The sequence below is a fragment of the Xylophilus sp. ASV27 genome (genome assembly GCF_016428875.1).
GTDB lineage: Bacteria > Pseudomonadota > Gammaproteobacteria > Burkholderiales > Burkholderiaceae_C > Xylophilus.
Genome location: NZ_JAELTO010000010.1, coordinates 34,140 through 58,611, shown reverse-complemented (window position 1 = coordinate 58,611; position 24,472 = coordinate 34,140). Strand labels below are relative to the sequence as shown.

Annotated in this window: 26 protein-coding genes; 4 read left to right on the top strand and 22 right to left on the bottom strand. The window is 67.9% G+C overall.

What is annotated here, in order from left to right:
* Positions 1–222: 222 nt before the first annotated feature.
* A complete protein-coding gene (locus tag JHD63_RS04005) occupies positions 223–915 on the bottom strand; it encodes an ABC transporter ATP-binding protein (RefSeq protein WP_198969387.1) in 693 nt (230 codons plus the stop codon).
* On the opposite strand from JHD63_RS04005, the gene JHD63_RS04000 reads away from it, so the two are divergent.
* Positions 914–1,567, top strand: coding sequence for an arylesterase (locus tag JHD63_RS04000; protein ID WP_198969385.1), 654 nt, complete (start codon positions 914–916; stop codon positions 1,565–1,567). The genes JHD63_RS04005 and JHD63_RS04000 overlap by 2 nt on opposite strands.
* Here JHD63_RS04000 and JHD63_RS03995 read toward each other — a convergent pair.
* The 4 genes from JHD63_RS03995 to JHD63_RS03980 form a co-directional block, all read right to left on the bottom strand.
* Positions 1,564–1,746 (bottom strand): hypothetical protein, encoded by a 183-nt coding sequence (locus tag JHD63_RS03995; protein ID WP_198969383.1) that lies wholly within the window; start codon positions 1,744–1,746, stop codon positions 1,564–1,566. The genes JHD63_RS04000 and JHD63_RS03995 overlap by 4 nt on opposite strands.
* A gap of 94 nt (positions 1,747–1,840) precedes the next feature.
* Positions 1,841–3,046 (bottom strand): PLP-dependent transferase, encoded by a 1,206-nt coding sequence (locus JHD63_RS03990; protein ID WP_198969381.1) that lies wholly within the window; start codon positions 3,044–3,046, stop codon positions 1,841–1,843.
* A gap of 24 nt (positions 3,047–3,070) precedes the next feature.
* Positions 3,071–3,691, bottom strand: coding sequence for a BON domain-containing protein (locus tag JHD63_RS03985; protein ID WP_198969380.1), 621 nt, complete (start codon positions 3,689–3,691; stop codon positions 3,071–3,073).
* A gap of 1 nt (position 3,692) precedes the next feature.
* On the bottom strand, positions 3,693–3,890 hold the full coding sequence (locus JHD63_RS03980) for a CsbD family protein (protein WP_198969378.1): 198 nt from the start codon (positions 3,888–3,890) through the stop codon (positions 3,693–3,695).
* Between the two features lie 207 nt (positions 3,891–4,097).
* Here JHD63_RS03980 and JHD63_RS03975 point away from each other — a divergent pair, with 207 nt between their 5' ends.
* The 3 genes from JHD63_RS03975 to JHD63_RS03965 all read left to right on the top strand — a co-directional run bounded on the left by JHD63_RS03975 (position 4,098) and on the right by JHD63_RS03965 (position 7,477).
* Complete coding sequence (locus JHD63_RS03975) at positions 4,098–5,786, top strand: SulP family inorganic anion transporter (protein ID WP_198969377.1); 1,689 nt, start codon at positions 4,098–4,100, stop codon at positions 5,784–5,786.
* 76 nt (positions 5,787–5,862) lie between these two features.
* Positions 5,863–6,648, top strand: coding sequence for a GGDEF domain-containing protein (locus tag JHD63_RS03970; RefSeq protein WP_198969375.1), 786 nt, complete (start codon positions 5,863–5,865; stop codon positions 6,646–6,648).
* Positions 6,649–6,661: 13 nt separating this feature from the next.
* A complete protein-coding gene (locus tag JHD63_RS03965; protein ID WP_198969373.1) occupies positions 6,662–7,477 on the top strand; it encodes a MinD/ParA family protein in 816 nt (271 codons plus the stop codon).
* Between the two features lie 212 nt (positions 7,478–7,689).
* Here JHD63_RS03965 and JHD63_RS03960 read toward each other — a convergent pair whose 3' ends face one another.
* The 17 genes from JHD63_RS03960 to ndk all read right to left on the bottom strand — a co-directional run bounded on the left by JHD63_RS03960 (position 7,690) and on the right by ndk (position 24,429).
* Positions 7,690–8,214 (bottom strand): phosphoribosyltransferase, encoded by a 525-nt coding sequence (locus JHD63_RS03960; protein WP_198969370.1) that lies wholly within the window; start codon positions 8,212–8,214, stop codon positions 7,690–7,692.
* A gap of 81 nt (positions 8,215–8,295) precedes the next feature.
* A complete protein-coding gene (locus JHD63_RS03955; RefSeq protein WP_198969369.1) occupies positions 8,296–9,636 on the bottom strand; it encodes an adenylosuccinate synthase in 1,341 nt (446 codons plus the stop codon).
* Positions 9,637–9,662: 26 nt separating this feature from the next.
* Positions 9,663–10,814 carry an ATP phosphoribosyltransferase regulatory subunit gene (locus JHD63_RS03950; RefSeq protein ID WP_198969368.1) on the bottom strand — a complete coding sequence of 384 codons (1,152 nt, stop codon included), beginning with the start codon at positions 10,812–10,814 and terminating at the stop codon, positions 9,663–9,665.
* 176 nt (positions 10,815–10,990) lie between these two features.
* Complete coding sequence (locus JHD63_RS03945; protein WP_198969367.1) at positions 10,991–11,179, bottom strand: DUF2065 domain-containing protein; 189 nt, start codon at positions 11,177–11,179, stop codon at positions 10,991–10,993.
* An 8-nt stretch (positions 11,180–11,187) separates the two neighbouring features.
* Entirely contained in the window at positions 11,188–12,102 is a 915-nt protein-coding gene (hflC, locus tag JHD63_RS03940; protein WP_198969366.1) for a protease modulator HflC, read from the bottom strand.
* A gap of 8 nt (positions 12,103–12,110) precedes the next feature.
* Positions 12,111–13,526 (bottom strand): FtsH protease activity modulator HflK, encoded by a 1,416-nt coding sequence (gene hflK / locus JHD63_RS03935; protein ID WP_198969365.1) that lies wholly within the window; start codon positions 13,524–13,526, stop codon positions 12,111–12,113.
* Positions 13,527–13,565: 39 nt separating this feature from the next.
* Positions 13,566–14,741: a GTPase HflX gene (hflX, locus tag JHD63_RS03930; protein WP_233167579.1), complete on the bottom strand. Its 1,176-nt coding sequence runs from the start codon at positions 14,739–14,741 to the stop codon at positions 13,566–13,568.
* Between the two features lie 54 nt (positions 14,742–14,795).
* Positions 14,796–15,047, bottom strand: coding sequence for an RNA chaperone Hfq (hfq, locus tag JHD63_RS03925; protein ID WP_198969363.1), 252 nt, complete (start codon positions 15,045–15,047; stop codon positions 14,796–14,798).
* A 131-nt stretch (positions 15,048–15,178) separates the two neighbouring features.
* Complete coding sequence (gene der, locus JHD63_RS03920; RefSeq protein WP_198969361.1) at positions 15,179–16,522, bottom strand: ribosome biogenesis GTPase Der; 1,344 nt, start codon at positions 16,520–16,522, stop codon at positions 15,179–15,181.
* 20 nt (positions 16,523–16,542) lie between these two features.
* Positions 16,543–17,706: an outer membrane protein assembly factor BamB gene (gene bamB / locus JHD63_RS03915; RefSeq protein ID WP_198969360.1), complete on the bottom strand. Its 1,164-nt coding sequence runs from the start codon at positions 17,704–17,706 to the stop codon at positions 16,543–16,545.
* Between the two features lie 8 nt (positions 17,707–17,714).
* Complete coding sequence (locus JHD63_RS03910) at positions 17,715–18,410, bottom strand: YfgM family protein (RefSeq protein WP_198969358.1); 696 nt, start codon at positions 18,408–18,410, stop codon at positions 17,715–17,717.
* A 15-nt stretch (positions 18,411–18,425) separates the two neighbouring features.
* Entirely contained in the window at positions 18,426–19,706 is a 1,281-nt protein-coding gene (gene hisS / locus JHD63_RS03905) for a histidine--tRNA ligase (RefSeq protein WP_233167575.1), read from the bottom strand.
* Positions 19,707–19,807: 101 nt separating this feature from the next.
* Positions 19,808–21,088, bottom strand: a complete 1,281-nt coding sequence (gene ispG, locus JHD63_RS03900; RefSeq protein ID WP_198969403.1) for a flavodoxin-dependent (E)-4-hydroxy-3-methylbut-2-enyl-diphosphate synthase — start codon at positions 21,086–21,088, stop codon at positions 19,808–19,810.
* 11 nt (positions 21,089–21,099) lie between these two features.
* Complete coding sequence (locus JHD63_RS03895; protein ID WP_198969355.1) at positions 21,100–21,993, bottom strand: helix-turn-helix domain-containing protein; 894 nt, start codon at positions 21,991–21,993, stop codon at positions 21,100–21,102.
* The gene (gene pilW / locus JHD63_RS03890; protein WP_198969353.1) at positions 21,986–22,831 is read right to left on the bottom strand and encodes a type IV pilus biogenesis/stability protein PilW; all 846 of its coding nucleotides are present in this window, start codon (positions 22,829–22,831) and stop codon (positions 21,986–21,988) included. Before pilW ends, JHD63_RS03895 begins: the two co-directional genes overlap by 8 nt.
* A gap of 1 nt (position 22,832) precedes the next feature.
* Positions 22,833–23,984, bottom strand: a complete 1,152-nt coding sequence (gene rlmN / locus JHD63_RS03885; protein WP_198969351.1) for a 23S rRNA (adenine(2503)-C(2))-methyltransferase RlmN — start codon at positions 23,982–23,984, stop codon at positions 22,833–22,835.
* Between the two features lie 19 nt (positions 23,985–24,003).
* On the bottom strand, positions 24,004–24,429 hold the full coding sequence (ndk, locus tag JHD63_RS03880) for a nucleoside-diphosphate kinase (protein WP_198969349.1): 426 nt from the start codon (positions 24,427–24,429) through the stop codon (positions 24,004–24,006).
* Between the last annotated feature and the right edge of the window lie 43 nt (positions 24,430–24,472).

Genomic DNA, 24,472 nt, shown 5'->3' with positions numbered 1-24,472 from the left:
ACGGCCTGATGGCCGAAAAACAGGCCCGCAAGGGCCCAAAGACCGCGGCACGGCTGGACTTGTTTGCAAATTGGCTCTATCAGGCCGCCTCAGCACATCTCAAAGCGCATTGCGCAGAGCTTCCCTAGGAGGGTTGTTTCAGCGCTTTAGTTTCGCTTGGATTTAGATGCGATTGCCCTGCCCAGACAATAAATGGGCTACAGGCACTTTTCTCTCAAGAATTCAGGCCAAGGCCACCTGCCCGGCCTCGATGGTGATGCAGTGCTCGCAGCGCCCGGCAATGGCACGGTCGTGCGTGACCAGCACCAGCGTCGTGCCGCGCTCGCGGTTGAGCTCGAACATCAGCTCCATCACCGTCTCGCCGGTGGCGAAGTCCAGGCTGCCGGTGGGCTCGTCGGCCAGCAGCACCAGCGGCTCGACGACGAAGGCGCGCGCCAGCGCCACGCGCTGCTGCTCGCCGCCCGAGAGCACCTTGGGGTAGTGGCCCAGGCGCTGGCCCAGGCCGACGCGGCCCAGCATCGCGCTGGCCGCCTGGCGCGCGTCTCGGCGGCCGGCCAGTTCCAGCGGCAGCATCACGTTCTCCAGCGCGCTGAGGTTGGCCATCAACTGGAAGCTCTGGAACACGAAACCGACCTGCTGCGCGCGCAGCGCGGCGCGGGCGTCTTCGTCCAGGGCGAACAGGTCCTGGCCGTTCAGGCGCACCGTGCCGCGCGTGGGCGTGTCGAGCCCGGCGATGATGGACAGCAGCGTGCTCTTGCCCGAGCCCGAGGCGCCGACGATGGCGGCGGTTTCCCTGGCCTGCAGGCGGAAATCGATATCCCGCAGAATGTCGAGCGTTCCGGTCGAATCGCTGACGGATTTGTAGACGTGTTCGACCGCGATGATCGCCGGACTCCCGGCATTCGAATCCGACATGGAAAGGCCTTGTGTGGTGGATCGTCGCGACTTTAGCCTGTTTGCACTCACCGCCCCGCTGGCGGGGCTTGGCGGCCCGGCCCGGGCCGCCGCGCCGAAGACGGTGCTGGTGCTGGGCGACTCGCTCAGCGCCGAATACGGGCTGGCGCGCGGCACCGGGTGGGTGGCGCTGCTGCAGCAGCGGATCACGGCGCATAACGTGGCGGCGCGGGTGGTCAATGCCAGCATCAGCGGCGACACCACCTCGGGCGGCCGCTCTCGCCTGCCCGCGCTGCTGAAGCAGCACCGCCCCGATGTGGTGGTGATCGAACTCGGCGGCAACGACGCGCTGCGCGGCCTGCCGCTGCAGAGCACACAGGACAACCTGGCGCAGATGGCGAAATCGGCGCAGGCCGCCGGCGCCAAGGTGCTGCTGGTCGGCATCCAGGTGCCGCCCAACTACGGCGGCGACTACGCGCGCCGGTTCTCCGGAATGTTCGAGCAGGTCGCGAAAGACACCCGGAGCGCGCTGGTGCCGTTCTTTCTCAAAGGCGTGGCCGACGGGCCCGAGGCCACGGCCATGTTCCAGCCGGACCGCATCCATCCGCTGGCCGCGGCGCATCCGATCATGCTGGACAACGTCTGGCCGGAACTGCGCAAGCTGCTGGGCTAGTCCTGCTTGGGTGCCCCGTCCTGGGGCGCGCCGGCATCCGAAGGATCGGCCTGCTGCGCGTCGGCGTCGTGGCCGGTGCCGGATTTGCGCTCGGCCTTGGCCTTGAGCTTGTCTTCCTTCTTGCGCTTCTTGGCCAATTCCTTCTGGCGCTTTTCGTATCCGTAATTCGGTGTAGCCACTCGGTCTTCCGTTTCTGTGCAGCGAGCTGCGGTGCACTCAATGTATGCGAAAAGCGCGGGCGGCTGGCCCGCGGGGAAAGGCGGCCCGCCGGTCTCACACCGCGAGGGCGAGTGTAGCCAGTGCCTGCTCCAGGTCAACGCGCAGGTCTTGCGCCGCCTCCAGCCCGATGGAGAACCGCACCAGCATCCCCGCGTGCGGCCAGCGGGTGACTGCCGGATCGCGCATCTCGCCAATGTCGTAGGGCACCACCAGGCTGATCGGGCCGCCCCAGGAGTAGCCGATGCGAAACAGCCGCAGGGCGTCGCAGAAGGCATGGACCCGCTCGCGGGTATGGCGCGCGTCGAACACCACGGAGAACAGGCCGGCGGCCCGGTCGCGCGTGCCGCACAGGGCCTTCCAGTGCGCGTGGCCGGGCGCGCCGGGCAGTGCCGGGTGCAGGACTCCGGCGATTTCGTCGCGCCCCGCCAACCAGCGCGCCAGACCGCGCGCCGCCGCATCGTGCGCCGCATAGCGCAGCGGCAGGCTGGGCAGCGAGCGCAGCAGCGCCTCGGCGTCATTGGCGCCCACGCCCAGGCCCAGGCGCATATGGGTCATGTTCAGCCGCATGTGCAGGGCCGGGTCGCGGCTGACGATGCTTCCCATCAGCACGTCGCCGCCGCCGCTCGGGTACTTGGTGAGCGCATGGACCGATACATCCACCGCGAGGCCGTCTGCGTCCAGCTCGAAAGGGTTGAACGCCAGTCCCGCGCCCCAGGTGTTGTCCAGCGCGCAGCGCACGCCGCGCGCACGGCACAGGCGCACCAGCGCGGGCAGGTCCGGGAACTCCATGGTCACCGAACCGGGCGCCTCCAGCCACACCAGGGCCGTGCGATCGGAGAGCTTGGCGGCCAGGTCGGCCGTGTCCATGGCGTCGTAGAGCCGGTGGCTGATGCCATATGCGCGCAGTTCGCCTTGCACCAGCGCCTTGTTGGGCCCGTAGGCGTTGTCGGGCAGCAGCACCTCGTCGCCGCTCTTGAGCAGCGAGAGCGAGACCGTGGCGATCGCCGCCAGGCCACTGGGCACCAGCAGGCAGTGGCGGCCGCCTTCGAGGGTCGCCAGGCGTTCCTCGAGCAGGAAGGTGGTCGGCGTGCCGTGCAGGCCGTAGGTGTAGCCGGTCTTGTGCTTCCAGTCGCGCGAGTGCAGCGCGGCCACGTTGGGGAAGAAGACGGTGGAGGCCTTGTGCACCGCCGGCTGCGGCGCCTCGAAGCCCTGCGGGGGCAGGTACGGATGGTGGATCAGGCCGGTGGAGATGTCGGTCATCGGCGCATGGTAGCCGCCCGAGCCTTACCCCGCTTTCACGATGAGCTGGTTGCGCACGCTCTGCACCCCGCTGACGGACTTGGCGATCTCGGCGGCGTGGTCCTTGGCCGCCTGCGACGGCGCCGGGCCGGTGAGCGTGACCTGGCCGTTCTGCGTATCGACGCCGATCTTGAGGATGCTCAGGTCCGCATCCTTGGCCAGTTCCGCCGATACCTGCACCGTGATCGCCGCGTCGTCCGCCGCAGCCTTCATGGCCGTGCCGGCCTGTTCGGCGTCGGCGCGGATCGCCGGCATCTGCTGCTGAACCCTGTCGCTGGCGGAAGACACCGCGGCAGCAGCCTGCTCCTTGACTCCTGCTGCGGCCTGCTGGGTCTTGTCGATGGCGGCATCGACCTGCTGGCCGACCGTGCGGTTGTCGTCGGCGCGATTGCACCCGGCGAGCAACAGACCTGCGCCAAGAAACACCGCAGCCAATGCCGGAAGTTTCCGGAAAACCCCGAAAGAGCGAGGAACCGCCTGCCGCCGATCGGGCTGCACGGGCTCCTTCACCGGGATCGGGGGCTCCCGGGAAGGCGCCTTGTGCGGCACCGATTCGCTCGGATCGGACGGCTTGGGCGCCGACGCGCCCTGGCGGCAAATGCTCATCTCAGAGCTTGTCGGCGGAGCGTTTGATGCCGTCTTTCACGGCTTCCTTGGTGTCGCCATAGCTGGCGCGTACCTTGCCTTCGGCCTGGTCCGCCAGGCCTTCCCCTTCCAGACGCTCGTTGCCGACGACCTTGCCGGCCACTTCCTTGATCTTGCCCTTGACCTGTTCAACCCGACCTTCGACCTGATGCTTGTTCATGGAGAGTCCTTTCAGTACCTGTGGATGGTGAGCGGCGGTCCGCATGGCCGCCTGAAAGGCACTCTAGGCAGTGGCGTGCGGCGACCGGGTGGGACGCCGCTGAACCTGCTGTAGGACAAGAAGCGGCGGGCCCGAGCGTGCCGTCCCTCATCCCCTCTGTAGTGTGGTAGCGTCGCAGCCCACGACCCTGGCCTCGTCCCTACGACCTTGACGTTTCCCGCGCGCCTGACCCGCCTGCTGCCCTTCCTGCAATGGCCCCGCCCCACTCCGGCGCTGCTGGCCGGCGAACTGTGGGCCGGGTTGACCGTGGGGCTGATGCTGATCCCCCAGGGCGTGGCCTACGCCGCCGTCGCGGGCATGCCCCTGGTCACCGGCATCTATGCCTCGCTGCTGCCGGCCCTGGTGGCGGTGCTCTTCAGCTCCTCCCTGCGCCTGGGCGTGGGGCCGACGGCACTGACCAGCCTGCTGATCGGCGCTTCGCTGACCGGCCTGGCGGCGCCGGGCAGCGCGCAATGGGTGCACCTGGCGGTCTGGCTGTCGCTGCTGGCCGGAGGGCTGCAGGTGCTGCTGGGCCTGGGACGCTTCGGCTGGCTGCTGAACCTGGTGAGTTCGCCGGTCATGAATGGCTTCACCCAGGCCGCGGCCTGGCTCATCCTCAGCTCGCAGTTGCCGGCCCTGGTGGGAGCGCACGGCAGCTTCGGCGACTGGATACGCGCGCCGCAGGTGCGGGGCGAGGCCCTGGCCTATGGCGTAGGCGCCATCCTGGCCTTGCTGGCCTGCAAGCGCTGGGCCGCGCGTCTGCCGGCGGCCATCCTCGTGGTGGGCGCGGGCGGTGTGCTGAGCATCGTCACGGGCTACGAGGCGCGCGGAGGCGCGGTGATCGGGCACCTGCCGGCGGGGCTGCCGGGGCTGAGCCTGCCCGGGCCTATCGGCTCCGACCTGCTCGGCGCGCTCGTGATGCCGGCCCTGGTCATCACGCTGATGAGCTTTCTGGAGACCGCCTCCAGCGCGCGGGTGGACCACCAGCGCTCGGGCACCCGCTGGGACGAGAACCAGGACCTGATCGGCCAGGGCCTGGCCAAGATCGCATCCGGCCTGAGCGGAGCATTCCCGACCAGCGCCTCCTTCTCGCGCTCGGCCGTCAACCTCTATGCCGGCGCGCGAACCGGCTGGGCCACGATCTTCGCGGTGCTGCTGGTGCTGATCGCGCTGCTCTGGGTGGCGCCGGCGCTCCAGCCGGTGCCGCAGCCGGTGCTGGCCGCGGTGGTCATCACGGCGGTGCTCAACCTGATCCGGCCGGCGCAGCTGCTCGGCCTGTGGCGCATCTCCCGCACCGAAACCGTGATCGGGATCCTGACCTTCGTGCTGACCCTGGCCACGGCACCGCGCATCTACTGGGGCGTGCTGGCCGGCCTGCTGACCAGCCTGAGCCATTTCCTCTACCAGCGGCTGCACCCGCGCATCATCGAGGTCGGCCTGCATCCGGATGGCAGCCTGCGCGATCGGCACCTCTGGCAGCTCCCGCCGATCGCCGCGGACCTGTATGCCCTGCGCATGGATGCGGCGCTGGACTTCGCCTCGGCCAGCACCTTCGAGCGCGCGCTGAGCGACCACCTGGCGCTGCACCCGGAAGTGCGGCGAGTCTGCATCTTCGCCCATCCGATCAACCGGATCGACGTCACCGGCGTGGAGGTCTTCGGCCAGGTGCTGCGCCTGCTGCATGCGCGCGGCATCGCGCTGCACCTGAGCGGGCTCAAGCTGCCGGTGGACCAGGCGCTGCGACGCGCCGGCGCCCTCACCGAAGGGCCGCTGCTGCGCATCCACCGCACGGACGCTGAAGCCCTGCAGGCAATGTCGGGCGGCCGCGCCAGCCCCACGCCCACTGCCGTGGCATAGGCGCCTCGGACCAGGTCATGGCTGGCATTGCAATAAGTAGCTACTGTTAAACTCCGGCAACTTTTCCCCCCACAACGTGCCGCTTTCGGAAGCCCCCCTCCTCGTCGATCTTCGCGATCTGCGCCTGGACGCGGCACGTGCGCTGCTCGAACAGACCGAGCCACCGACAGCGCCGGCCCTGGAGTCTCCCTGCGGCTACCTGCAGGGCGTCATCGACGGCCTGTGCGAGCTGTCGCTGCGAGACCCCTTGACGGGTTTGTCCAACCGCCGCCAGTTCCAGGCGATGCTCGAGCGCGAGATCGACCGCGTTGCCCGCAGCGGAGAATTCGCACTGCTGCTGATGCTCGACATCGATCATTTCAAGGTCGTGAACGATACCTACGGCCATCAGGCCGGAGACCAGGTACTGCAGGCCGTGGCTCGGCTGCTGTCGTCCTGCATACGGCCGATGGACATGCTCGCGCGCTATGGAGGCGAGGAATTCGCCGTGGTGTTGCCGGGCTGCCAGGCAGCATTCGGGCGGATGGTGGCCGAGCGCATCCGTGCCGACCTCGAAGCTACGCCCCTGCGCATTTCGCCCTCGCTCGAATTGAACGTGACGGTCAGCATCGGCGGCGCTTTTGCCCAGCCGTGGATCCGTTCCACCGCCCTGCTCTGGATCGACCGCGCCGACCATCAGCTTTATCGCGCCAAGGCCCAGGGGCGCAACCGCGTCTGCCTGGAGGAGCCGCCCAACAGCACGGTCAGCGCAGAAGAGAAGAGTTTTCTGTTCGGTCTTGGAGGTGCCGACATTCCGGCGCAGGCGTTGGCGCCGGCCGCACCCCAGGAGCCGCTTTCCAATTCCAACGGCAGCGCCATTTGAAAGCAAAGGACACATGAGCGACGTGCCGATCCCCTCACCTGCCCGCCCCGGTGCGCCAACCGCGAAAGTGCTGGCCGTCACCAGCGGCAAAGGCGGTGTGGGCAAAACCTTCGTGTCGGCCAACCTGGCGGCCGCGCTGGCCCGGCGCGGCCACCGCGTCCTGGTGCTCGACGCCGACCTGGGCCTGGCCAATCTCGACGTGGTGCTCAACCTGCACCCCAAGACCACGCTGCACGATGTCTTCACCGGCAAGGCATCGCTCCAAAGCGCCATCATCACCGCGCCAGGGGGCTTTTCCGTGCTGCTGGCCGGCTCCGGCATGGTGGAGTACTCGCGCCTAACGCCCGAGGTGCGCACCGAGTTCCTGCAGGTGCTGCAGAGCATCATCCCGCGCTATGACGTGGTGCTGCTCGACACCGGCGCCGGCATCTCCGACGTGGTGCTGTTTGCCGTCTCTCTCGCCTCCGAGGTGCTGCTGGTGGCCACGCCCGAGCCCACCTCGCTGACCGACGCCTATGCCGCCATCAAGGTGCTGGCCACGCAGCAGAAGCGCCAGCAGATACGCATGATCATCAACCAGACGGTGCGCGCCGGCGACGGCCGCGCCATCACTGGCCAGTTGCAGCAGGTGCTGGACCGCTTTGTGGTCCCCGAACTCGGCCGCCCGGTCCGGCTGTCGCATCTGGGCGATATCCCGGGCGACCCCGCAGTGCGCGACGCCGTCATGCGCCGCCAGTTGCTGCTGAGCAGCCTGCCGGGCTCGCCCGCGGCGCTGGCCGTATCCCAGCTCGCCAACAAGATCGAGGAAGCGATCATCCGGCGCCCCTGAGATGTCGCAATGCAAGAAAGGGCCTGGAGCTTGCGCGCTCCAGGCCCTTTCCGCTTTTCAGTGATCGATCGCACCCGCAGCGCATGGCATTCAGCATGCTGCGCAGCGGCAACCCATGCGCAGACATCCGCGGAAGCGGCTCGCCGGGCCGCAGGATGTGCCCCCTCACAGGGAGAAGGCGAAGACGCGCAGCGCGTAGCCTGGGGGTGATCTCAAATCTTCCACTTCTCGATCAGCTTGGCCGGCCCCATGCTGTCGTAGCCTTCGAAGGGCTGGTGGATCCACGGGTTGGTCGGGAGGAACTCAACCGAGTAGTCCGGCGTGAAGATGGACACGCCCTTGGTCCAGATGACGGCGCTGCGCAGCTCGGTGATCGGCCGGTAGCTCTCCTTCAGGTTCTGCATCACCGCCGAGAGGGTATGGCCGGAATCGGCCAGGTCGTCCACCAGCAGCACGCGGCCGGCGATCTCGCCCCTGGGCGTGGTGATGAAGCGGGCGATGTCCAAGTGGCCCTGCACCGTGCCGCCATCGGCGCGGTAGGAGCTGGTGGACATGATGGCCAGCGGCTTGTCGAAGATGCGGCTGAGGATGTCGCCGGGCCGCAGGCCGCCGCGCGCCAGGCACAGGATGGTGTCGAACTCCCAGCCCGACTGGTGCACCTTGATGGCCAGCTTCTCGATCAGGCTGTGGTACTCGTCGTAGCTCACGTACAGGTGCTTGCCGTCTTCCGTCAGCATGGAATTACTCCTGAATTAATAGCTAGAAGCCCAGGCCACACGCTGGCTAGAGCCGTATTTCATCAAAAATCATCTGCCCGCTCAGGCCAGATAGGGATGCTGCATCATGATCGTATGGTCCCGGTCGGGGCTGGTGGACACCATGTGGATCGGCACGCCGGTGACCTGCTCGATACGCTGCAGGTACAGGCGTGCATTGACCGGCAGTGCGTCGTAGTCGATGATGCCCACGGTCGAATCGCTCCAGCCCTCCAGCGTCTCGTAGATCGGCACGCAGCGCGCTATCTCGTCGGCGCCCATGGGCAGGATGTCGGTCTGCTCGCCGTCGAGCTCGTAGCCCACGCACAGCTTGAGCTCCTGCAGGCCGTCGAGCACGTCGAGCTTGGTGATGCACAGGCCCGACAGGCCGTTGACCTGGGCCGAGCGCTTGAGCAGCGCCGCATCGAACCAGCCGCAACGCCGGCTGCGGCCGGTGGTCACGCCTTTTTCGGCCCCCACGGTGCTCATGTGGTAGCCGGGCGTGCCTTCCTTTTCCCAGTCCAGCTCGGTCGGGAACGGGCCGCCGCCCACGCGGGTGCAGTAGGCTTTGGTGATGCCCAGGATGTAGTGCAGCATGCCCGGCCCCACGCCCGCCCCCGCGGCGGCGTTGCCGGCCACGCAGTTGCTCGAGGTGACGAAGGGATAGGTGCCATGGTCCACGTCGAGCAGCGTGCCCTGCGCGCCCTCGAACAGCAGGTTGGCGCCGTTGCGGTGGGCGTCGTTGAGTTCGCGCGAGACGTCGGCCATCATCGGCTTGAGCAGCTCGGCATGGCGCATGGCCTCGGTGTAGACGGTGTCGTAGTGGATCGGCTGGGCATTCAGGTAGCTCACCAGCACGTGGTTGTGCAGCTCCAGCAGATCGCGCAGCTTGGCGGCGAAACGCTCCGAATGCTTCAGGTCCTGCACCCGCAGGGCGCGGCGTGCGATCTTGTCCTCGTAGGCCGGACCGATGCCGCGGCCGGTGGTACCGATCTTCTCGGTCCCGCCCTTCTCGCGGGCCAGCTCGCGCGCCACGTCGAGCGCCGCGTGAAACGGCAGGATCAGCGGGCAGGCCTCGCTGATGCGCAGGCGCGAACGCACTTCCACGCCGGCCTTCTCCAGGCCTTCGATTTCCTCGAACAGCTTGGCAGCCGACAGCACCACCCCGTTGCCGATGTAGCACTTCACGCCCGGGCGCATGATGCCGCTGGGAATGAGGTGCAGCGCCGTCTTCACGCCGTTGATGACCAGCGTGTGGCCGGCATTGTGGCCGCCCTGGAAGCGCACGACGCCCTGGGCGCTCTCGGTGAGCCAGTCCACCAGCTTGCCCTTGCCTTCGTCACCCCATTGGGTGCCGACCACGACCACGTTGCGGCCGGCGACCGGCCCGTTCGTCTTGCTCATTTCGCTTCAGTCAGTTCTAAGGTGGTTCAAAGGGCGCGCACGGCCCACTGCCCGGCGCCGTCGGGCACCAGTTCGCGATCGCAACGGAATTCGTCGATCTCGCTCTCGTGGCCGGGCATCACGCAGACCACGGTTTCACCGGACGCACGCAAAGCGCCGATGGCACGGCCCAATGCCGCATCTTCCGCCCAGGGTGCGCGCACCGCCGCGCGCAGCTCGCGCGGCTCCAGCACGCCCACCAGCTCGCGCAGGTCCAGGCTGAAACCCACCGCCGGGCGGTTGCGCCCGAAGGCGGCGCCCGCCTCGTCATAGCGGCCGCCGCGCACGATGGCGTCGCTGGCACCCGGCACGTACATGGCGAAGCGCGCGCCGCTGTAGTACGCATAGCCGCGCAGGTCGGCCAGATCGAAGCTCGCGCTGCCCGGCGGCAAGACGCCGGCCAGGCGGCGCAGGTCGGCCAGTACCGGGGACAGCGCCGGGAAGGCCGCGAACACGCCGAGCGCCTCGTCCAGCACCGAGGCATCGCCATACAGATGCACCAGCGCGCGCAGCGCATCGCGCGCCGCCGCGGGCAGATCCCGCGTCAGCACGGCCAGGCCGCTGGCATCCTTGGCCGCCAGCGCGGCATGCAGTTCGGCCAGGCGCGCTTCGGGCAGATCCAGGCCCCGCAGCAGCACGCGCGGAATGCGGGCGTCGCCCAGATCCACCTGCACCCCGCCCAGCCCGGCCGCGCGCAAGCAGTCGAGCGTGAGGCGAAGCACCTCCAGATCGGCTTCGAGGCCGGCATGGCCATAGATTTCGGCACCGAACTGCAGCGGCTCGCGCGTGGCGTAGGGCCGGCTCGGCCGCGTGTGCAGCACCGGGCCGCAGTAGCAAAGCCGGGCCACGCCATGGCGGTTGAGCAGATGGGCATCGATGCGGGCGACCTGCGGCGTGGTGTCGGCGCGCAGGCCCAGCATGCGGCCGGAGAGCTGGTCGACCAGCTTGAAGGTCTGCAGGCCGAGCGCCGCGCCGGTCCCGGTCAGCAGGGATTCCAGGTGCTCGAGCAGCGGCGGCATGACCAGTTCGTAGCCATAGCTTCGAGCGGTATCGAGCAGGGCACGGCGCAGTTCTTCGATGTGCCGCGCCTCGGAGGGCAGGACATCGGCTATGTGATCCGGCAGGACCCAGGCAGACATGGAAAGAGGGTGCTGTTAAAAACGCGATTCTACCGACACGCCCCGGCCCGTTTTCAGGGCGTCGGAGCCGTCTTTGTCGCACGGCTTGCCAATAGCCCTGCTATGGCCGCGCCGCGCTTGGCGCATCCATCCGCACGCCGGGGCCAGCGCGGGAGTGAAATAAATGATGACACGCCCTAGGACAGGAGCCAGAGCAGCGTCAGCCCGCAGGCCACGCTGATGAGTCCGAAAAACCGGATCTGCCCGTCGCGCAGCTGTATCAGACGGGTGAAGGCCTGGCGCCAGCCGTTCGGCGACGCGAAGGGCAGCAGCCCTTCGATCACCAGAATCAGCGCCACCGCCGTCCAGACGGTATCGGAATCCACCGCCGGACTCAGGGGCGGCGCGGCACTGCGGCGGGTGCCGTGGACGCAGCACTGCCGCGGAAGGCGCTGAAGAAGTCGGAGGACGACGGGTCCACCACCATGAAGTCGCCCTTCTTGCCAAAGCTCGCCTTGTAGGCGTCGAGGCTGCGATAGAACTTGGCGAACTGCGGGTCCTTGCCGAATGCTTCGGCGTAGATGCGCGCGGCCTCGGCGTCGCCATCGCCCTTGGTCTTCTGCGCGTCGCGGTAGGCATTGGCCAGGGTGACCTCGCGCTGGCGGTCGGCATCGGCGCGGATCTTCTCGCCCTCGGCCGCGCCGGTGGAGCGCAGCTCGTTGGCCACGCGCTTGCGCTCGGCCTCCATGCGGCGGTAGACCGATTCGGTGATCGCCTCCACGTAGTCGACCCGGGTGATGCGCACGTCCACGATCTCCATGCCCCACGGGCGGCCGCCCTTGACCACCTGGATCACCTGGCGCTTGACGTCGTTCATCAGGTCGTCGCGCTTGGACGAGATCAGCTCTCCCACCGTGCGCCGGTTGATCTCCGCCTGGAACGCGTTGCGTACCACGCGGTTGAGCTGCAGCGCGCCGGCGTTCTCGTCGAGCCCGACGTTGCGGATGAATTCCGACGGGTCGGAAATGCGCCAGCGCACGTACCAGTCGATCACCACGCGCTGCTTCTCGGCCGTCAGCATGGACTCGGTGTCCGAGCTGTCGAGCGTGAGCAGGCGCTTGTCGATGTACGAGACATTCTGGAACGGCGGCGGCAGCTTGAAGTGCAGGCCGGGCTCGGTGATCACTTCCTTGATCTGGCCCAGCGCGTAGACCACGCCGAACTGGCGCTGATCGACCACGAACAGCATGGAGCTGAGCAAGGCCAGCACGACGAGGATGGACGATGCAATGAAACCGATTCTGTTCACGGCGGCTCCTAGCGAGACTCGCGCTCACGCGTGCGGGAGGTGGAGGTTTCCCGGGTGCGAGCATCGCTTGAATAGGGCGACGTAGATGCCGCCGAGGTCGGGGGCACGGAACCGTTGCCCGAGGAGGAAGAGGTGCTGCCCGGGGCGGCGTCCGCGCCCGCGCCCGCGCCAGGCGGCGATGACTGCATCTGCATGATCTTGTCGAGGGGCAGATACAGCAGATTCGAGCCCTGGCGCGAATCCACCAGGATCTTGGTGACGCCGCTGTAGATGCTCTGCATGGCGTCGAGGTACATCCGGTCGCGGGTGACCTGCGGCGCCTTCTGGTACTCGCCCAGCACGGAGCCGAAGCGCTGCGCATCGCCCTGCGCCTGCGCCACGATGCGGGCCTTGTAGCCGTCGGCCTCTTCCTTGATGCGGGAGGCCGAGCCCACCGCGCGCGGAATCACGTCGTTGGCATACGCGGCGGCATCGTTCTTGGCGCGCTCGCGCTCCTGGCCGGCCTTGAGCACATCGTCGAAGGCCGCCTGCACCTGCTCCGGCGGCCGCACGCCGCCCTGCTGCAGATTGATGCCGACGACTTCCACGCCGACCTTGTAGCGGTCGAGGATGTTCTGCATGAGTTCCCGCACGCGCGGCGCGATCTGGTCGCGCTCCTCGGCCAGCGCCGAGTCCATGTTCATCTTGCCGACGACCTCGCGCACCGAGCTTTCCGCCGCCTGGACCACGGCCGCGCCGGGGTCCTTGCTCTCGAACAGATAGGCCCGTGCATCGTTCAGCCGGTACTGCACCGCGAACTTGATCTCGACGATGTTCTCGTCCTGCGTCAGCATGGCCGACTCGCGCAGGCCGGTGGACTTGATGATGCTGTCGCGGCCGACATCGACCGACCGGATCTGCGTCACGAACACCAGTTCGTGCCGCTGGATCGGATACGGCAGCCGCCAGTTGAAGCCGGCGCCCACGGTGGACTTGTACTTGCCGAACTGGGTGATGACGGCCTGCTGGCCTTCCTGCACGATGAAGAAGCCCGTACCCAGCCAGATCAGCACCGCGATGGCGCAGATCAGGCCCACGCCGAAACCGGCATTCTTCATGTCGGGCTGGAAGCCCCCGCCGCCGCCGTTGCCGCCGTTACCGCGCCCACGGCCGCGACCGGCGCCGAGGAGGCCGCCGAGCTTGCGGTTGAAGTCGCGCCACAGTTCGTCCAGATCGGGCGGACCCTGGTTGGGTCCCTGGGGGCGTCCACGTGGAGGCGGCGGCGGAGGGGGCGGTACATCCTCGCCAGGCCGCGGGCCGTCGTTGCGTGCGCCGTCCTGGGGCGCGTCGCCGCCCCGGCCCCATCGGGGATCGTTCAGGTTGAACATCCCCCTGATACGGCCCGGAATCCCCATCCAGCGCGAGGCCTGTGTTGTGAGAGTCATGCGCAAATTCTCGTTATCAAGTTGTCGGATTGTGCCGAATCAACCGGAAACCCCGGCCAATGACGGATCATCAGCAAGGGTCATCTCCACCCGCCGCGCGGCGGCCCTGGCCGCCAGCGCAGTACGCAGCGGCGCCAGGCCTTCGCCGCTGCGGGCACTCACGAAGATCCGCGGCACCTGCACCCCATCCAGCCCATAATGGTCCTCGCGCAGCACGGGCTGGGTCTCGGGCGCCACCGCATCGAGCTTGTTGAAGACCAGCAACTGGGGAACATCGGCGGCACCGATCTCCGCCAGCACCCGCTGCACCTGGGCAATCTGCTCCGGGAAGCCGGGGTTGGCGGCGTCCACCACATGCAGCAGCAGGTCGGCATCGACCGCTTCCTGCAACGTGGCCTGGAAGGCGTCGACCAGGCCGTGCGGCAGGTCGCGGATGAAGCCCACGGTATCGGAGAGGGACACCGAGCCGACGCCCTCCCCCAGGTACAACTGGCGCGTGGTGGTGTCGAGCGTCGCGAACAGCTGGTCCGCCGCATAGGCGCGTGCCTTGACCAGCGCATTGAACAGCGTGGACTTGCCCGCGTTGGTATAGCCCACCAGCGAGATGTTGAAGGTCTCGCGCCGTTCGCGCTGGCGCCGCTGCGTACCGCGCTGGCGCTTGACCTTGTGCAGCCGCTCCTTGGTGCGCTTGATGGCCTCGCCGATCATGCGGCGGTCCAGCTCGATCTGCTTTTCGCCCGGGCCGCCACGCACCCCGGCGCCGCCGGTCTGGCGCTCCAGGTGGGACCAGCGGCGTACCAGCCGGGTACTGAGGTACTGCAGGCGTGCCAGCTCGACCTGCAGCTTGCCCTCGTGGCTGCGCGCCCGCTGCGCGAAGATCTGGAGGATCAGCAGCGTGCGATCGTTCACCGGCAGACCGAGGTGGCGTTCGAGATTGCGTTGCTGCGCCGGCGACAGCGACTGGTCGAACAGCACTTCGACCGCGCCGTGGTGCTGCGCCAGCAGGCGTATCTCGTCGGCCTTGCCACTGCCCACGAACAAGGCCGCATCGGGCGCCCTGCGTTTGGCGGTGACCCGCGCCACGGGCTCGAGTCCCGCGGTCTGCGCGAGCAGCCCCAGTTCTTCCAATTCCGCATCGAAATGCGGCAGGCCCAGGTCCACCCCCACCAACAGGACGGGGGCTGCGGTCTGGCTGGGGAAGTCGTCGAGGCTCAAGTCAGCGAGGGGAAAGGCTCAGCGCCTTGTCCGTCGCAGGTGTGCAGCCGCCACTCACGCGGCAGCGTCGCCATCCGCGCTGTCGGCGGTGGAAAAGTTCACGGCGCGGCCGGGAACGATGGTGGAAATCGCGTGCTTGTAGACCATCTGCGTGACGGTATTGCGCAGCAACACCACATACTGGTCGAAGGATTCGATTTGACCTTGCAGCTTGATGCCGTTGACCAAATAGATGGACACCGGAACGTGCTCGCGGCGCAGCGCGTTCAGAAAAGGATCCTGCAAAAGTTGGCCTTTATTGCTCACGATATTCTCCGTGTTCAAAGAATGTTGTTGTAAAACGTCACCTTACCACACCGCATTCGCCCAAACGGAAAATCGTCACGAATTTCCACAACAAAACAAGGGCACTTGCGCGACACCGTGGGCGCCGGGTTTCAGGTTTCGCCCTTTTCGGAGAAAGGGTTCTGGGAGGTCTTCATCTCGATGCGCAATGGCGTGCCGACCAGATTGAATTCCTTGCGGAAGCGCCCTTCGAGAAAGCGCTTGTAGGCATCGGTCACGTGCTCGAGCGAATTGCCGTGGATCACGATCACCGGCGGGTTCATGCCGCCCTGATGCGCATAGCGCAGCTTGGGCCGGAACATGCCGCCGCGCTTGGGGCTCTGGAACTGCACGGCCTCCAGCAACAGCCGGGTGAGCACTGGCGTGGGCATCTTGCAGGTCGCCGCCCGGTGCGCTTGCGCGATGGAAGCCCACAGCGGCCCCAGGCCCTGGCGCTTCTTCGCGGAAATGAAATGCAGGGCGGCGAACTTCAGGAAGGCCAGCCGCGTCTCGATGGAGCGCTGCAGCAGTTCGCGCTGGTACTCGTCCACCGCGTCCCATTTGTTCACGGCCAGCACCACGGCGCGCCCGCTCTCCAGGATGTAGCCGGCGATGTGCGCGTCCTGGTCGGTCACGCCCTGGGTGGCGTCGAGCAGCAGCAGCACGACGTTGGCGGATTCGATGGCCTGCAGGGTCTTGACCACCGAGAACTTCTCGATCGCCTCGAACACCCTGCCCTTGCGGCGCAGACCGGCGGTGTCGATCAATTCGAAGCGCTGGCCGCCGCGCTCGAAGGGCACGCTGATCGCGTCGCGCGTGGTGCCTGGCATGTCGAACGCGACCAGCCGCTCTTCGCCGAGCCAGGTGTTGATCAGCGTGGACTTGCCGACGTTCGGGCGGCCGGCCACCGCCAGCTTGATGACGCTGCCGTCGGCAGCATCTTCGGAGTCGTCCGGTTCGGGCAGGTGCAGCGGCTCGAGCGCGAGTTCGACCAGGCTGCGGATGCCCTGGCCGTGGGCGGCCGAGACGGGGTAGACCTCGCCCAGGCCCAGCTCGAAGAAATCGACCAGTTGCACGCCTTCGCGCATACCCTCGGCCTTGTTGGCGGCCAGCACGCACGGCTTGCCCAGGCGCCGCAGATAGCGCGCGATGTCATGGTCCTGCGCCGACAGCCCGGCGCGGGCGTCGACGACGAAGATCACCACGTCCGCTTCGGCCACGGCCTGCTGCGTCTGCTTGGCCATCTCCTTGAAGATGCCGTCGGACGCGTCCGGCTCGAAGCCGCCGGTATCGATGACGATGTACTCGTGCTTGCCCTGGCGGCCGTTGCCGTAGTGGCGGTCGCGCGTGAGGCCGGCGAAGTCGGCCACGATGGCATCGCGCGACTTGGTGAGGCGATTGAAGAGCGTCGATTTTCCGACGTTGGGACGCCCTACGAGCGCGATGACGGGTTTCATGGATCCTGTTCTGGCGGCACTCAGTCCGGCACGAAGCCGAAGACGCCGCCGTTCTTCGTCACCAGGACCAGCGAGCCGCCCACTTCCACCGGAGCGGTGGTGATGGCCGAGCCGTCGGTGGTCAGGCGGTTGAGCGGCGCACCGTCTTCGCGCGAGAGGAAGTGCACCAGGCCGTCGGCGTCGCCGAACACGACGGAGCGGCCGAGCACCAGCGGTGCGGAGAGATGCCGGTATTGCAGCCGGTCCACGCTCCAGGCGCGCTCGCCGTCGCGGCGGCGCCAGGCGTTGACGACGCCGTTGGACTCGGTGCCGAAGATGCGCATGTCGTCGCCGTCCACGCCGGTGTAGCCGCTGGCCGGCCGGCTCCACAGCGTCTGGCCGCGGGTGGCGTCCACGCAGCCGACGGCCGCCTGGAACGCGCGGGTGCAGATCACGCCGTCGAGGCGGCTGACGCGGCCCACCAGGTCGACCAGCCGCTCCACGTCGTTGGTGCCGCGCGGCGCGGCGACGGGGGCCTCCCAGCGCAGGCTGCCGTTGTCGGGGTCGAGCCCGGACAGCCGGCCCGAGAGCCCGACCACCAGCGTGTTGCCCATGGCGAGCAATACGCCGCTATGGCGCAGCACCAGCGGCTCGCCGCCAGGGCGCTGCTGCGTCCACAGCTTGCGGCCGCTCTGGCCGTCGTAGGCCGACACCGAGCGGTCCGCCGCAAGCACGAAGACCCGGCCGCCGGCCACCAGGGGCGCGGTGAAGGCCTCGGCCGACAGCTTGGCGCGCCAGCTCTGGCGCCCCTGGGCAAACGCGACGATCTCGTTGTTGCGGCTGACCACGGTGGTCAGCGTGCCGTCGGTACCCACGCCGGCGGACAGCGGCGCACCCGCGCTGGCGCGCCACAGCTCGCGGCCGGTGCGGCCATCGAGCGCGGTGACGGTGCCGTCGTCGCTGGCCAGCGTCAGGGTATCGCCCTGCACGGCGGGCGTGAGCGAGAAGCCGACGCTCGGAATCTTGGCCGTCCAGGCCTGGCGCACCCCCAGCACGACCACGTTGGGCGCCAGCGGCTTGGGCTCGATCTTCTTGGAGCCGAACCAGCCGCTCACCGTCGAGCAGCCGGCCAGGGATGCTACAAAAATAATAGCACAAAGCCTAGGTACTACCTGGGCTACACGGCTATTTGGCTTGAAATTCATCGCGAGCGTCACGGTTTCTTCTCCACGGCCGCGGCGGACGGCGCCACCAGGGATGCACCGGCGAGCGGGTCGACGCCGAGGGCATTGAGCTTGATCTCGATGAGGTTGCGGTAGTCGGTGCCTTCGTCGAACGCCTTCCAGGCACGGCCGTAGGCGGCGGCGGCCTCGGCCTTATTGCCCTGGGCCAGCAGCACGTCGCCCTTGCGGTCATCTGCCAGCGGCACGAAGGACGGCGGGAAACTCGCACTGAGCTGGCGCATCGCCTCGTCATAGGCCTTGGCGTCGAGCAGCACGGCGGCCAGGCGCAGGCGGGCGACGGCCTGGTAGCCGGTGTCCGCGGATTTTTCCGCGACCCAGGCCAGCGCCGCCTTGGCCGCATCGATCTGGCCCTTGTCGTACAGCGCCTTGCCCGCCAGCAGCCCGCCCTGGGAGGCGTAGAGGGTGCGGCCGAACTTGTCCTTGAGGTCGTTGAAGGCGCGCTCCACGCGCGTGGCATCGCCCGCCTCGGCGGCGCGGTCGACCTCGTCGTAGAGCACCGAGGCCTGGCTGGCCTGGCGGCGCTGCCAGTACTGGTAGCCATTCCAGGCGGCAAGCGCACCGAACGCCACGATCAGCGCCCAGGTGATGAGCGCGCCCCAGCGGTTCCAGAAATGCTTGAGCTGATCGAGCTGTTCTTGTTCTTCGAGATCGAGATGGGAAGCCATGGATCGGATGGTCGTTCAGTTCAGTTGAGGGCGGGATTGTAGGGTGGGCGCCCAGGCGGCCAGCGCATCCAGTGCTTCCAGGCGCTGGGTGCCGGCGCCGTCGCGCAGCGCCTTGACGGTGACCTGGCCGCGCGCGAACTCCTCGGCGCCGAATACCAGCGCGTAGCGCGCGCCGCTGCCGTCGGCCTTCTTGAATTGCGACTTCATGCTGCCGGGGCTGGTGCCGGTGCCGGCATGCATCTGGACCGAGACGCCCGCGGCGCGCAGCGCTTCTAGCGTGCGCAGCGCCGCCGGCACCGTGGCGGCGTCGGGCAGCACCGCGTAGACGTCGGGCGCGGGCGTTTCCAGCGCGGCGCCCTGCTCTTTCAGCAGCTCCAGCACGCGCTCCACGCCCATGGCCCAGCCCACGGCCGGCGCGGCCTTGCCGCCTATCTGCGCGATCAGGTCGTCGTAGCGGCCGCCTGCGCACACGGTGCCTTGCGACCCGAGCCGGTCGGTCACGAACTCGAACACCGTGAGGTTGTAGTAGTCGAGCCCGCGCACCAGGCGCGGGTTGATGGTGTAGGCAATGCCGTTGGCCTTGAGGATGGACTGCAGACCCTCGAAATGCGCCAGCGACTCGGCGCCCAGGAAGTCGATCAGCTTCGGCGCGGACTCGACCACTGCCTGCATGGCGGGGTTCTTGGTGTCGAGGATGCGCAGGGGATTGCTGTGCAGGCGGCGCCGGCCGTCCTCGTCCAGCAGGTCGGCATGCTGCTCGAGGTGGGCGATCAGCCGGGCGCGGTGCAGCGCCCGCTCGTGCGGCTGCCCCAGGCTGTTGAGCTCCAGGCGCACGTCGGCCAGGCCGATGGCCTTCCACAGCGCATGGGCCAGCAGGATCAGCTCGGCATCGACATCGGGGCCGGAGAAGCCCAGCGCCTCGGCCCCGATCTGGTGGAACTGGCGGTAGCGGCCGCGCTGCGGTTTCTCGCGGCGGAACATGGGCCCCATGTAGTACAGCCGCTTGCCGCCGTCGTAGAGCAGGTTGCTCTCGACCACGGCCCGCACCACGCCCGCGGTGTTCTCGGGCCGCATGGTCAGGTGCTCGAACTGGCCGTGCTTGTCGGAGCGGTCCTCGAACGAGTACATCTCTTTCTCGACGATGTCGGTCACCTCGCCGATGCCGCGCACGAACAGGTCGGTGTGCTCCAGGATCGGCGTGCGGATGTTGCGATAGGCATAGCGCGCCATCAACTGGCGCACCGTGGCCTCCAGCCACTCCCAGCGCGCCGACTCGGGCGGCAGGAGGTCGTTCATGCCCTTCACGCCAACGAGCCTGGCGGGCTTGCCCCTGGGGGTTGCAACCGCGGACGCGGGGGCCTCCGCTGCGGCGGGATTGTTCTCAGCCATGTATGGAATCAGGTCGCCGACACGGAGGGCGGCGTACCAAAGCGTTGTTCGATGTAGCTCTCGACGAGCTGGTGGAATTCCGCGGCGATGTTGTCGCCGCGCAAGGTCAGGGCTTTCTCGCCGTCGATGAACACCGGCGCCGCCGGGGCCTCGCCGGTTCCAGGCAGGCTGATGCCGATGTCGGCATGCTTGCTCTCGCCCGGACCATTGACGATGCAGCCCATGACGGCGACCTTGAGGCCCTCGACGCCGGGATACTTCTTGCGCCAGACCGGCATCTGCAGGCGCAGGTAGTCGTCGATCTGCTTGGCCAGTTCCTGGAACGTGGTGCTGGTGGTGCGGCCGCAACCGGGGCAGGCCGTCACGCTGGGCACGAAGATGCGCAATCCCAGCGCCTGCAGGATCTCGGAGGCGATGACCACTTCCTGGGTCCGCGATTCGCCCGGCTGCGGGGTCAGCGAGACACGGATCGTGTCGCCGATGCCCTCCTGCAGCAGCAGTGACAGCGCGGCCGTAGACGCCACCGTGCCCTTGGTGCCCATGCCGGCCTCGGTCAGGCCCAGGTGCAGCGGATAGTCGCAGCGGCGCGCCAGTTCGCGATAGACCGAGATCAGGTCCTGCACGCCGCTCACCTTGCAGGACAGGATGACCTGGCTGCCATCCATGCCCATGGATTGGGCGAGCCGGGCGGAATCGATGGCCGAGGTGATCAGCGCCTCGTACATCACCTGGCGCGCATCCCAGGGCTCGGCGCGGCGGCTGTTCTCGTCCATCAGGGCGGCGAGCAACTCCTGGTCCAGGCTGCCCCAGTTGACGCCGATGCGCACCGGCTTGTTCCAGCGCAGCGCGGCCTCGATCATCTGGCCGAACTGCCGGTCGTGCTTGTCGCCCTTGCCCACGTTGCCGGGGTTGATGCGGTACTTCGACAGGGCCTCGGCGCAGGCCGGGTAATCGGTCAGAAGGCGGTGGCCGTTGTAGTGGAAATCGCCCACCAGCGGCACGTCCACGCCCATGCGATCGAGCTGCTCGCGGATGTAGGGCACCTGCGCCGCGGCTTCCGGCGTGTTGACCGTAATGCGCACCATCTCAGAGCCGGCCAGTGCCAGCTCCTTGACCTGGATCGCTGTGCCGATGGCATCGACCGTGTCGGTGTTGGTCATCGACTGCACGCGCACCGGCGCGTCGCCGCCCACGGTGACCACGCGCGACCCCCAGACCACACGCGCCTGCCGCGAGCGCCGCGGCAACGGCCTGGCCACCGCAATCGGCTGGGCATCGGCGGGAGACATCGGGACCATGTTCATTTCACCTCGAAGCGTGCGACGTTGCTGCGCACCAGGGGCGTCAGGTCCAGGGGCTGGCCATGCACCCGGACCTCGGTGGCATCGGCCCGGCCCACGACGACGGACAAGGGCAGCGTACCGCTGACATCCTGCGACTCGCCCTCGGCCAGAGTCTTCTGCAGCACCACGACGCCGCGCGCATCGGTCACCTTCACCCAGGATTGCGCCCGTGCATGCAAAGACAGGGGCACGCTCGTGTCCACCGGGGCAGCCACCGCCGCGGCTTGCGCCGGCCCGTCCGGCAGCACCGCGGCGGCCTCGGGCTTGAGCGCCGCCGTGCCGGCATCGGCAAGCCCGGCCGGCTCCGCCGGCGGCACGGCGGCCAACGCAGGCGCAGCAGGCGGTGGTGCCTGGGACTCGCCAGATTGCGCGCTCAGTCGCGCCTGCAGGGCGTCGGCCCAGCCCTGCATGGTGGAGGTCGGGACCAGCACCAGTACGGCCGCTGCCAGCAGCAGGAGCAGCACGCCCCACAGCAGCGGACGCGGGAACTGCTGTGACAGGCCGAACCTGCGGCCGGAGGCCGATGGGATGTTGCCGGACAGCGCACGCACGTCGTCGGCCAGGCGGCCCGCACCGGCCCGTGGGAGCTGGGCCAGGATGGGTGCCGCTTCGACGTGCAGCAGGCGGCAGATGCTCGCCACCAGCGCACGTGTGAAGGCGGCATCGGGCAGCAGATCGAACCGGTCGGCCTCGATGGCCTCCAGCCTCGCCGCAGGCACCTTCAGGGCGGCCGCGAGCGCGGCAATGTGCACGCCTGCGGCCTCGCGCGCCTGGCGCAGTTGCGCGCCTGGCGACCGCGCGGAGTCGGCTTGCATCGGCACGTCTTCACTCATCGGCACGTCTTCACTCATCGAACGCTCCACGGTCCAGGGCCGCACGCTCGGTCGACAGGGGGAAGCGCTTGCGCAACTGGTCAGCCAGTTGCCCCATGGCCACGCGGTCGCCAAGGCGGCGCTCTATCTTGATTCCGAGCCACAGGGAATCCGCCGTGGCGTACTCCCCATTGTTGATGCGCCGCATGTAGAACTGGGCCCGCGACGCCTCGCCGCGCTGGAACAGCAGGTTGGCCAGCGTGTAGCCGGTGATCGGATTGCCAGGATCGAGCCTGTAGGACTCGGCCAGGGTCTGCTCCGCCAGCGCGAGCTGGCCTGCGCGCACTTCGCAGATGCCCTGCGTCATCAGGGTCTTGGCCTTTTCACCGTAGGTGGGCTGCGCCGCGGCCCGCCTGAAGAGCGCGTCAGCTTCGGCATAGCGCCTTTGCTCGCACAGCAGCCAGCCGTGGTTGTGCATGGCGTCCGCATCCATCGGGTTGAGCGCCACGGCACGCTTGAAACTGTCCTCCGCCAAACTGAAGTCGCCCAGCCGCATGTAGATCAGCCCGCGCAGGTTGTAGGCCTCGCCGTAGCTGGGGTCGGCGGTCAGCGACTGCTTGATCTCGTCCAGGGCAATCGTGGCCTTGTCATCCTGGAAATAACTGGCAGCCAGCTCGAGCCTGATGCGCGCGCGGCGCCGCTCGGGCTTTTCGTCGGAGGCCGTGACCAGGTCCTGGCGCCCAGCGGCGGCATCGACGCCGCCGCTGGGCGTGCCGGAGCGTCCAGCACACGCCTGCAGCAGAGCGCAGAGGAGTAGCAACGGCACCACCCCCCCCAACGCCGGCCCGGCCTTCGACAGGCGCACTGCACACGGCATCTCAAACCTCCTTGGTGGCGGCGCCAGCCACCGATCGGGCCGGCACGAGCATCACGGTACGCTGCCGTACGATGCGCTCGCCCACGCGGGTCCGGTCCTTGACGTCGCCGGCCAGTTGGCCGCAGGCGGCATCGATGTCGTCCCCCCGGGTCTTGCGCACGGTGGTGACGATACCAGCATCACTCAGCGCCTTGGCGAAAGCCGCCACGCGCGGCGCGGGCGACCGCAGCAGGCCGGAGGCGGGGAACGGATTGAAGGGAATGAGGTTGAACTTGCAGGAAACGCCGCGTCGGGCATGCTTGCTGACCAGCTGTATCAACTGCCCGGCATGCTCGGGCTGGTCGTTGACACCATCGAGCATGCAGTATTCAAAAGTGATGAAATCGCGCGGCGCATGCACCAGATAGCGGTTGCAGGCATCCAGCAGCTCGGCGATCGGGTACTTGCGGTTGAGCGGCACGAGGTTGTCGCGCAATGCGTCGTTTGGCGCATGCAGCGACACCGCGAGTGCCACCGGGCAGTCCTCGGACAGGCGGTCCATCATGGGAACCACGCCGGAGGTGGACACCGTCACGCGGCGCCGCGACAGGCCGTAGGCATGGTCGTCCAGCATGGTGCGCAGCGCGGGCACCAGAGCGCCGTAATTCTGCAGGGGCTCGCCCATCCCCATCATCACCACGTTGGAGATGACCCGCTCGCCGGTGTTGCGGCGCTTGCGCAGGAAATGCTCGGCATACCAGAGCTGCGCCACGATTTCGGCCGTCGTCAGGTTCCGGCTGAAACCCTGGTGGCCCGTGGAGCAGAAGCGGCAATTCACGGCGCAGCCGGCCTGCGACGACACGCAGAGCGTGCCGCGATCATCCTCGGGGATGAACACGGCCTCGACCGCATCGCCTGCGCCGACGTCGAACAGCCACTTGATGGTGCCGTCGGCTGAAACATGCTGGGCCACCACCGGCAGGGCACGCACTTCGGCCGTGCCCTGCAGCTTCTCGCGCAGCGACTTGGCAAGATCGGTCATCTGGCCGAAATCTGCCGCTCCGCGCTGGTGGATCCAGCGGAACAGCTGGGTCGCGCGGAAGCGCTTTTCTCCCAGGCGCTCACAACAGGCGGCCAGCCCCTCTAGATCGAAGTCGAGCAGGTTGACCGTCATGTGAGCGCGGATACAGCCCTCAGCGGCTGTAGACGTTCAGGGAAGGGAAGAAGAAAGCGACCTCGACCGCGGCGGTTTCGGCGGCGTCGGAACCGTGCACGGCGTTGGCGTCGATGCTGTCGGCGAAGTCGGCGCGGATGGTACCGGCGTCGGCCTTCTTCGGGTCCGTTGCGCCCATGAGGTCGCGGTTCTTCTGGATGGCGTTCTCGCCCTCGAGCACTTGCACGAACACCGGGCCGGAGATCATGAAATCCACGAGATCCTTGAAGAACGGGCGGGCCTTGTGCACGGCGTAGAACTGCTCGGCTTCCGCGCGGGAGAGCTGCACCAGGCGCGCCGCGGCGATCTTGAGGCCGGCGGCTTCAAAGCGGGACACGATCTGACCGATGACGTTCTTGGCCACTGCGTCGGGCTTGATGATGGAGAGGGTGCGTTCGATTGCCATTGCTGAAAATTTTCCTACTGGATTCGTATTGAAGGCTTGCGGT

Coding starts and splice junctions, on each gene's coding strand:
- JHD63_RS03955 (WP_198969369.1), bottom strand. CDS start 9,636: ATGAGCAAGACGAACGGGCCGGTCGCCGGCCGCAACGTGGTCGTGGTC.
- ndk (WP_198969349.1), bottom strand. CDS start 24,429: ATGGCAATCGAACGCACCCTCTCCATCATCAAGCCCGACGCAGTGGCC.
- JHD63_RS03985 (WP_198969380.1), bottom strand. CDS start 3,691: ATGAGCATTTGCCGCCAGGGCGCGTCGGCGCCCAAGCCGTCCGATCCG.
- JHD63_RS03910 (WP_198969358.1), bottom strand. CDS start 18,410: ATGGCTTCCCATCTCGATCTCGAAGAACAAGAACAGCTCGATCAGCTC.
- ispG (WP_198969403.1), bottom strand. CDS start 21,088: ATGTCTCCCGCCGATGCCCAGCCGATTGCGGTGGCCAGGCCGTTGCCG.
- JHD63_RS04000 (WP_198969385.1), top strand. CDS start 914: ATGGAAAGGCCTTGTGTGGTGGATCGTCGCGACTTTAGCCTGTTTGCA.
- JHD63_RS03895 (WP_198969355.1), bottom strand. CDS start 21,993: ATGAGTGAAGACGTGCCGATGAGTGAAGACGTGCCGATGCAAGCCGAC.
- JHD63_RS04005 (WP_198969387.1), bottom strand. CDS start 915: ATGTCGGATTCGAATGCCGGGAGTCCGGCGATCATCGCGGTCGAACAC.
- JHD63_RS03965 (WP_198969373.1), top strand. CDS start 6,662: ATGAGCGACGTGCCGATCCCCTCACCTGCCCGCCCCGGTGCGCCAACC.
- der (WP_198969361.1), bottom strand. CDS start 16,522: ATGAAACCCGTCATCGCGCTCGTAGGGCGTCCCAACGTCGGAAAATCG.
- JHD63_RS03950 (WP_198969368.1), bottom strand. CDS start 10,814: ATGTCTGCCTGGGTCCTGCCGGATCACATAGCCGATGTCCTGCCCTCC.
- bamB (WP_198969360.1), bottom strand. CDS start 17,706: ATGAATTTCAAGCCAAATAGCCGTGTAGCCCAGGTAGTACCTAGGCTT.
- rlmN (WP_198969351.1), bottom strand. CDS start 23,984: ATGACGGTCAACCTGCTCGACTTCGATCTAGAGGGGCTGGCCGCCTGT.
- hisS (WP_233167575.1), bottom strand. CDS start 19,706: ATGAACGACCTCCTGCCGCCCGAGTCGGCGCGCTGGGAGTGGCTGGAG.
- JHD63_RS03980 (WP_198969378.1), bottom strand. CDS start 3,890: ATGAACAAGCATCAGGTCGAAGGTCGGGTTGAACAGGTCAAGGGCAAG.
- pilW (WP_198969353.1), bottom strand. CDS start 22,831: ATGCCGTGTGCAGTGCGCCTGTCGAAGGCCGGGCCGGCGTTGGGGGGG.
- JHD63_RS03960 (WP_198969370.1), bottom strand. CDS start 8,214: ATGCTGACGGAAGACGGCAAGCACCTGTACGTGAGCTACGACGAGTAC.
- hflK (WP_198969365.1), bottom strand. CDS start 13,526: ATGACTCTCACAACACAGGCCTCGCGCTGGATGGGGATTCCGGGCCGT.
- JHD63_RS03990 (WP_198969381.1), bottom strand. CDS start 3,046: ATGACCGACATCTCCACCGGCCTGATCCACCATCCGTACCTGCCCCCG.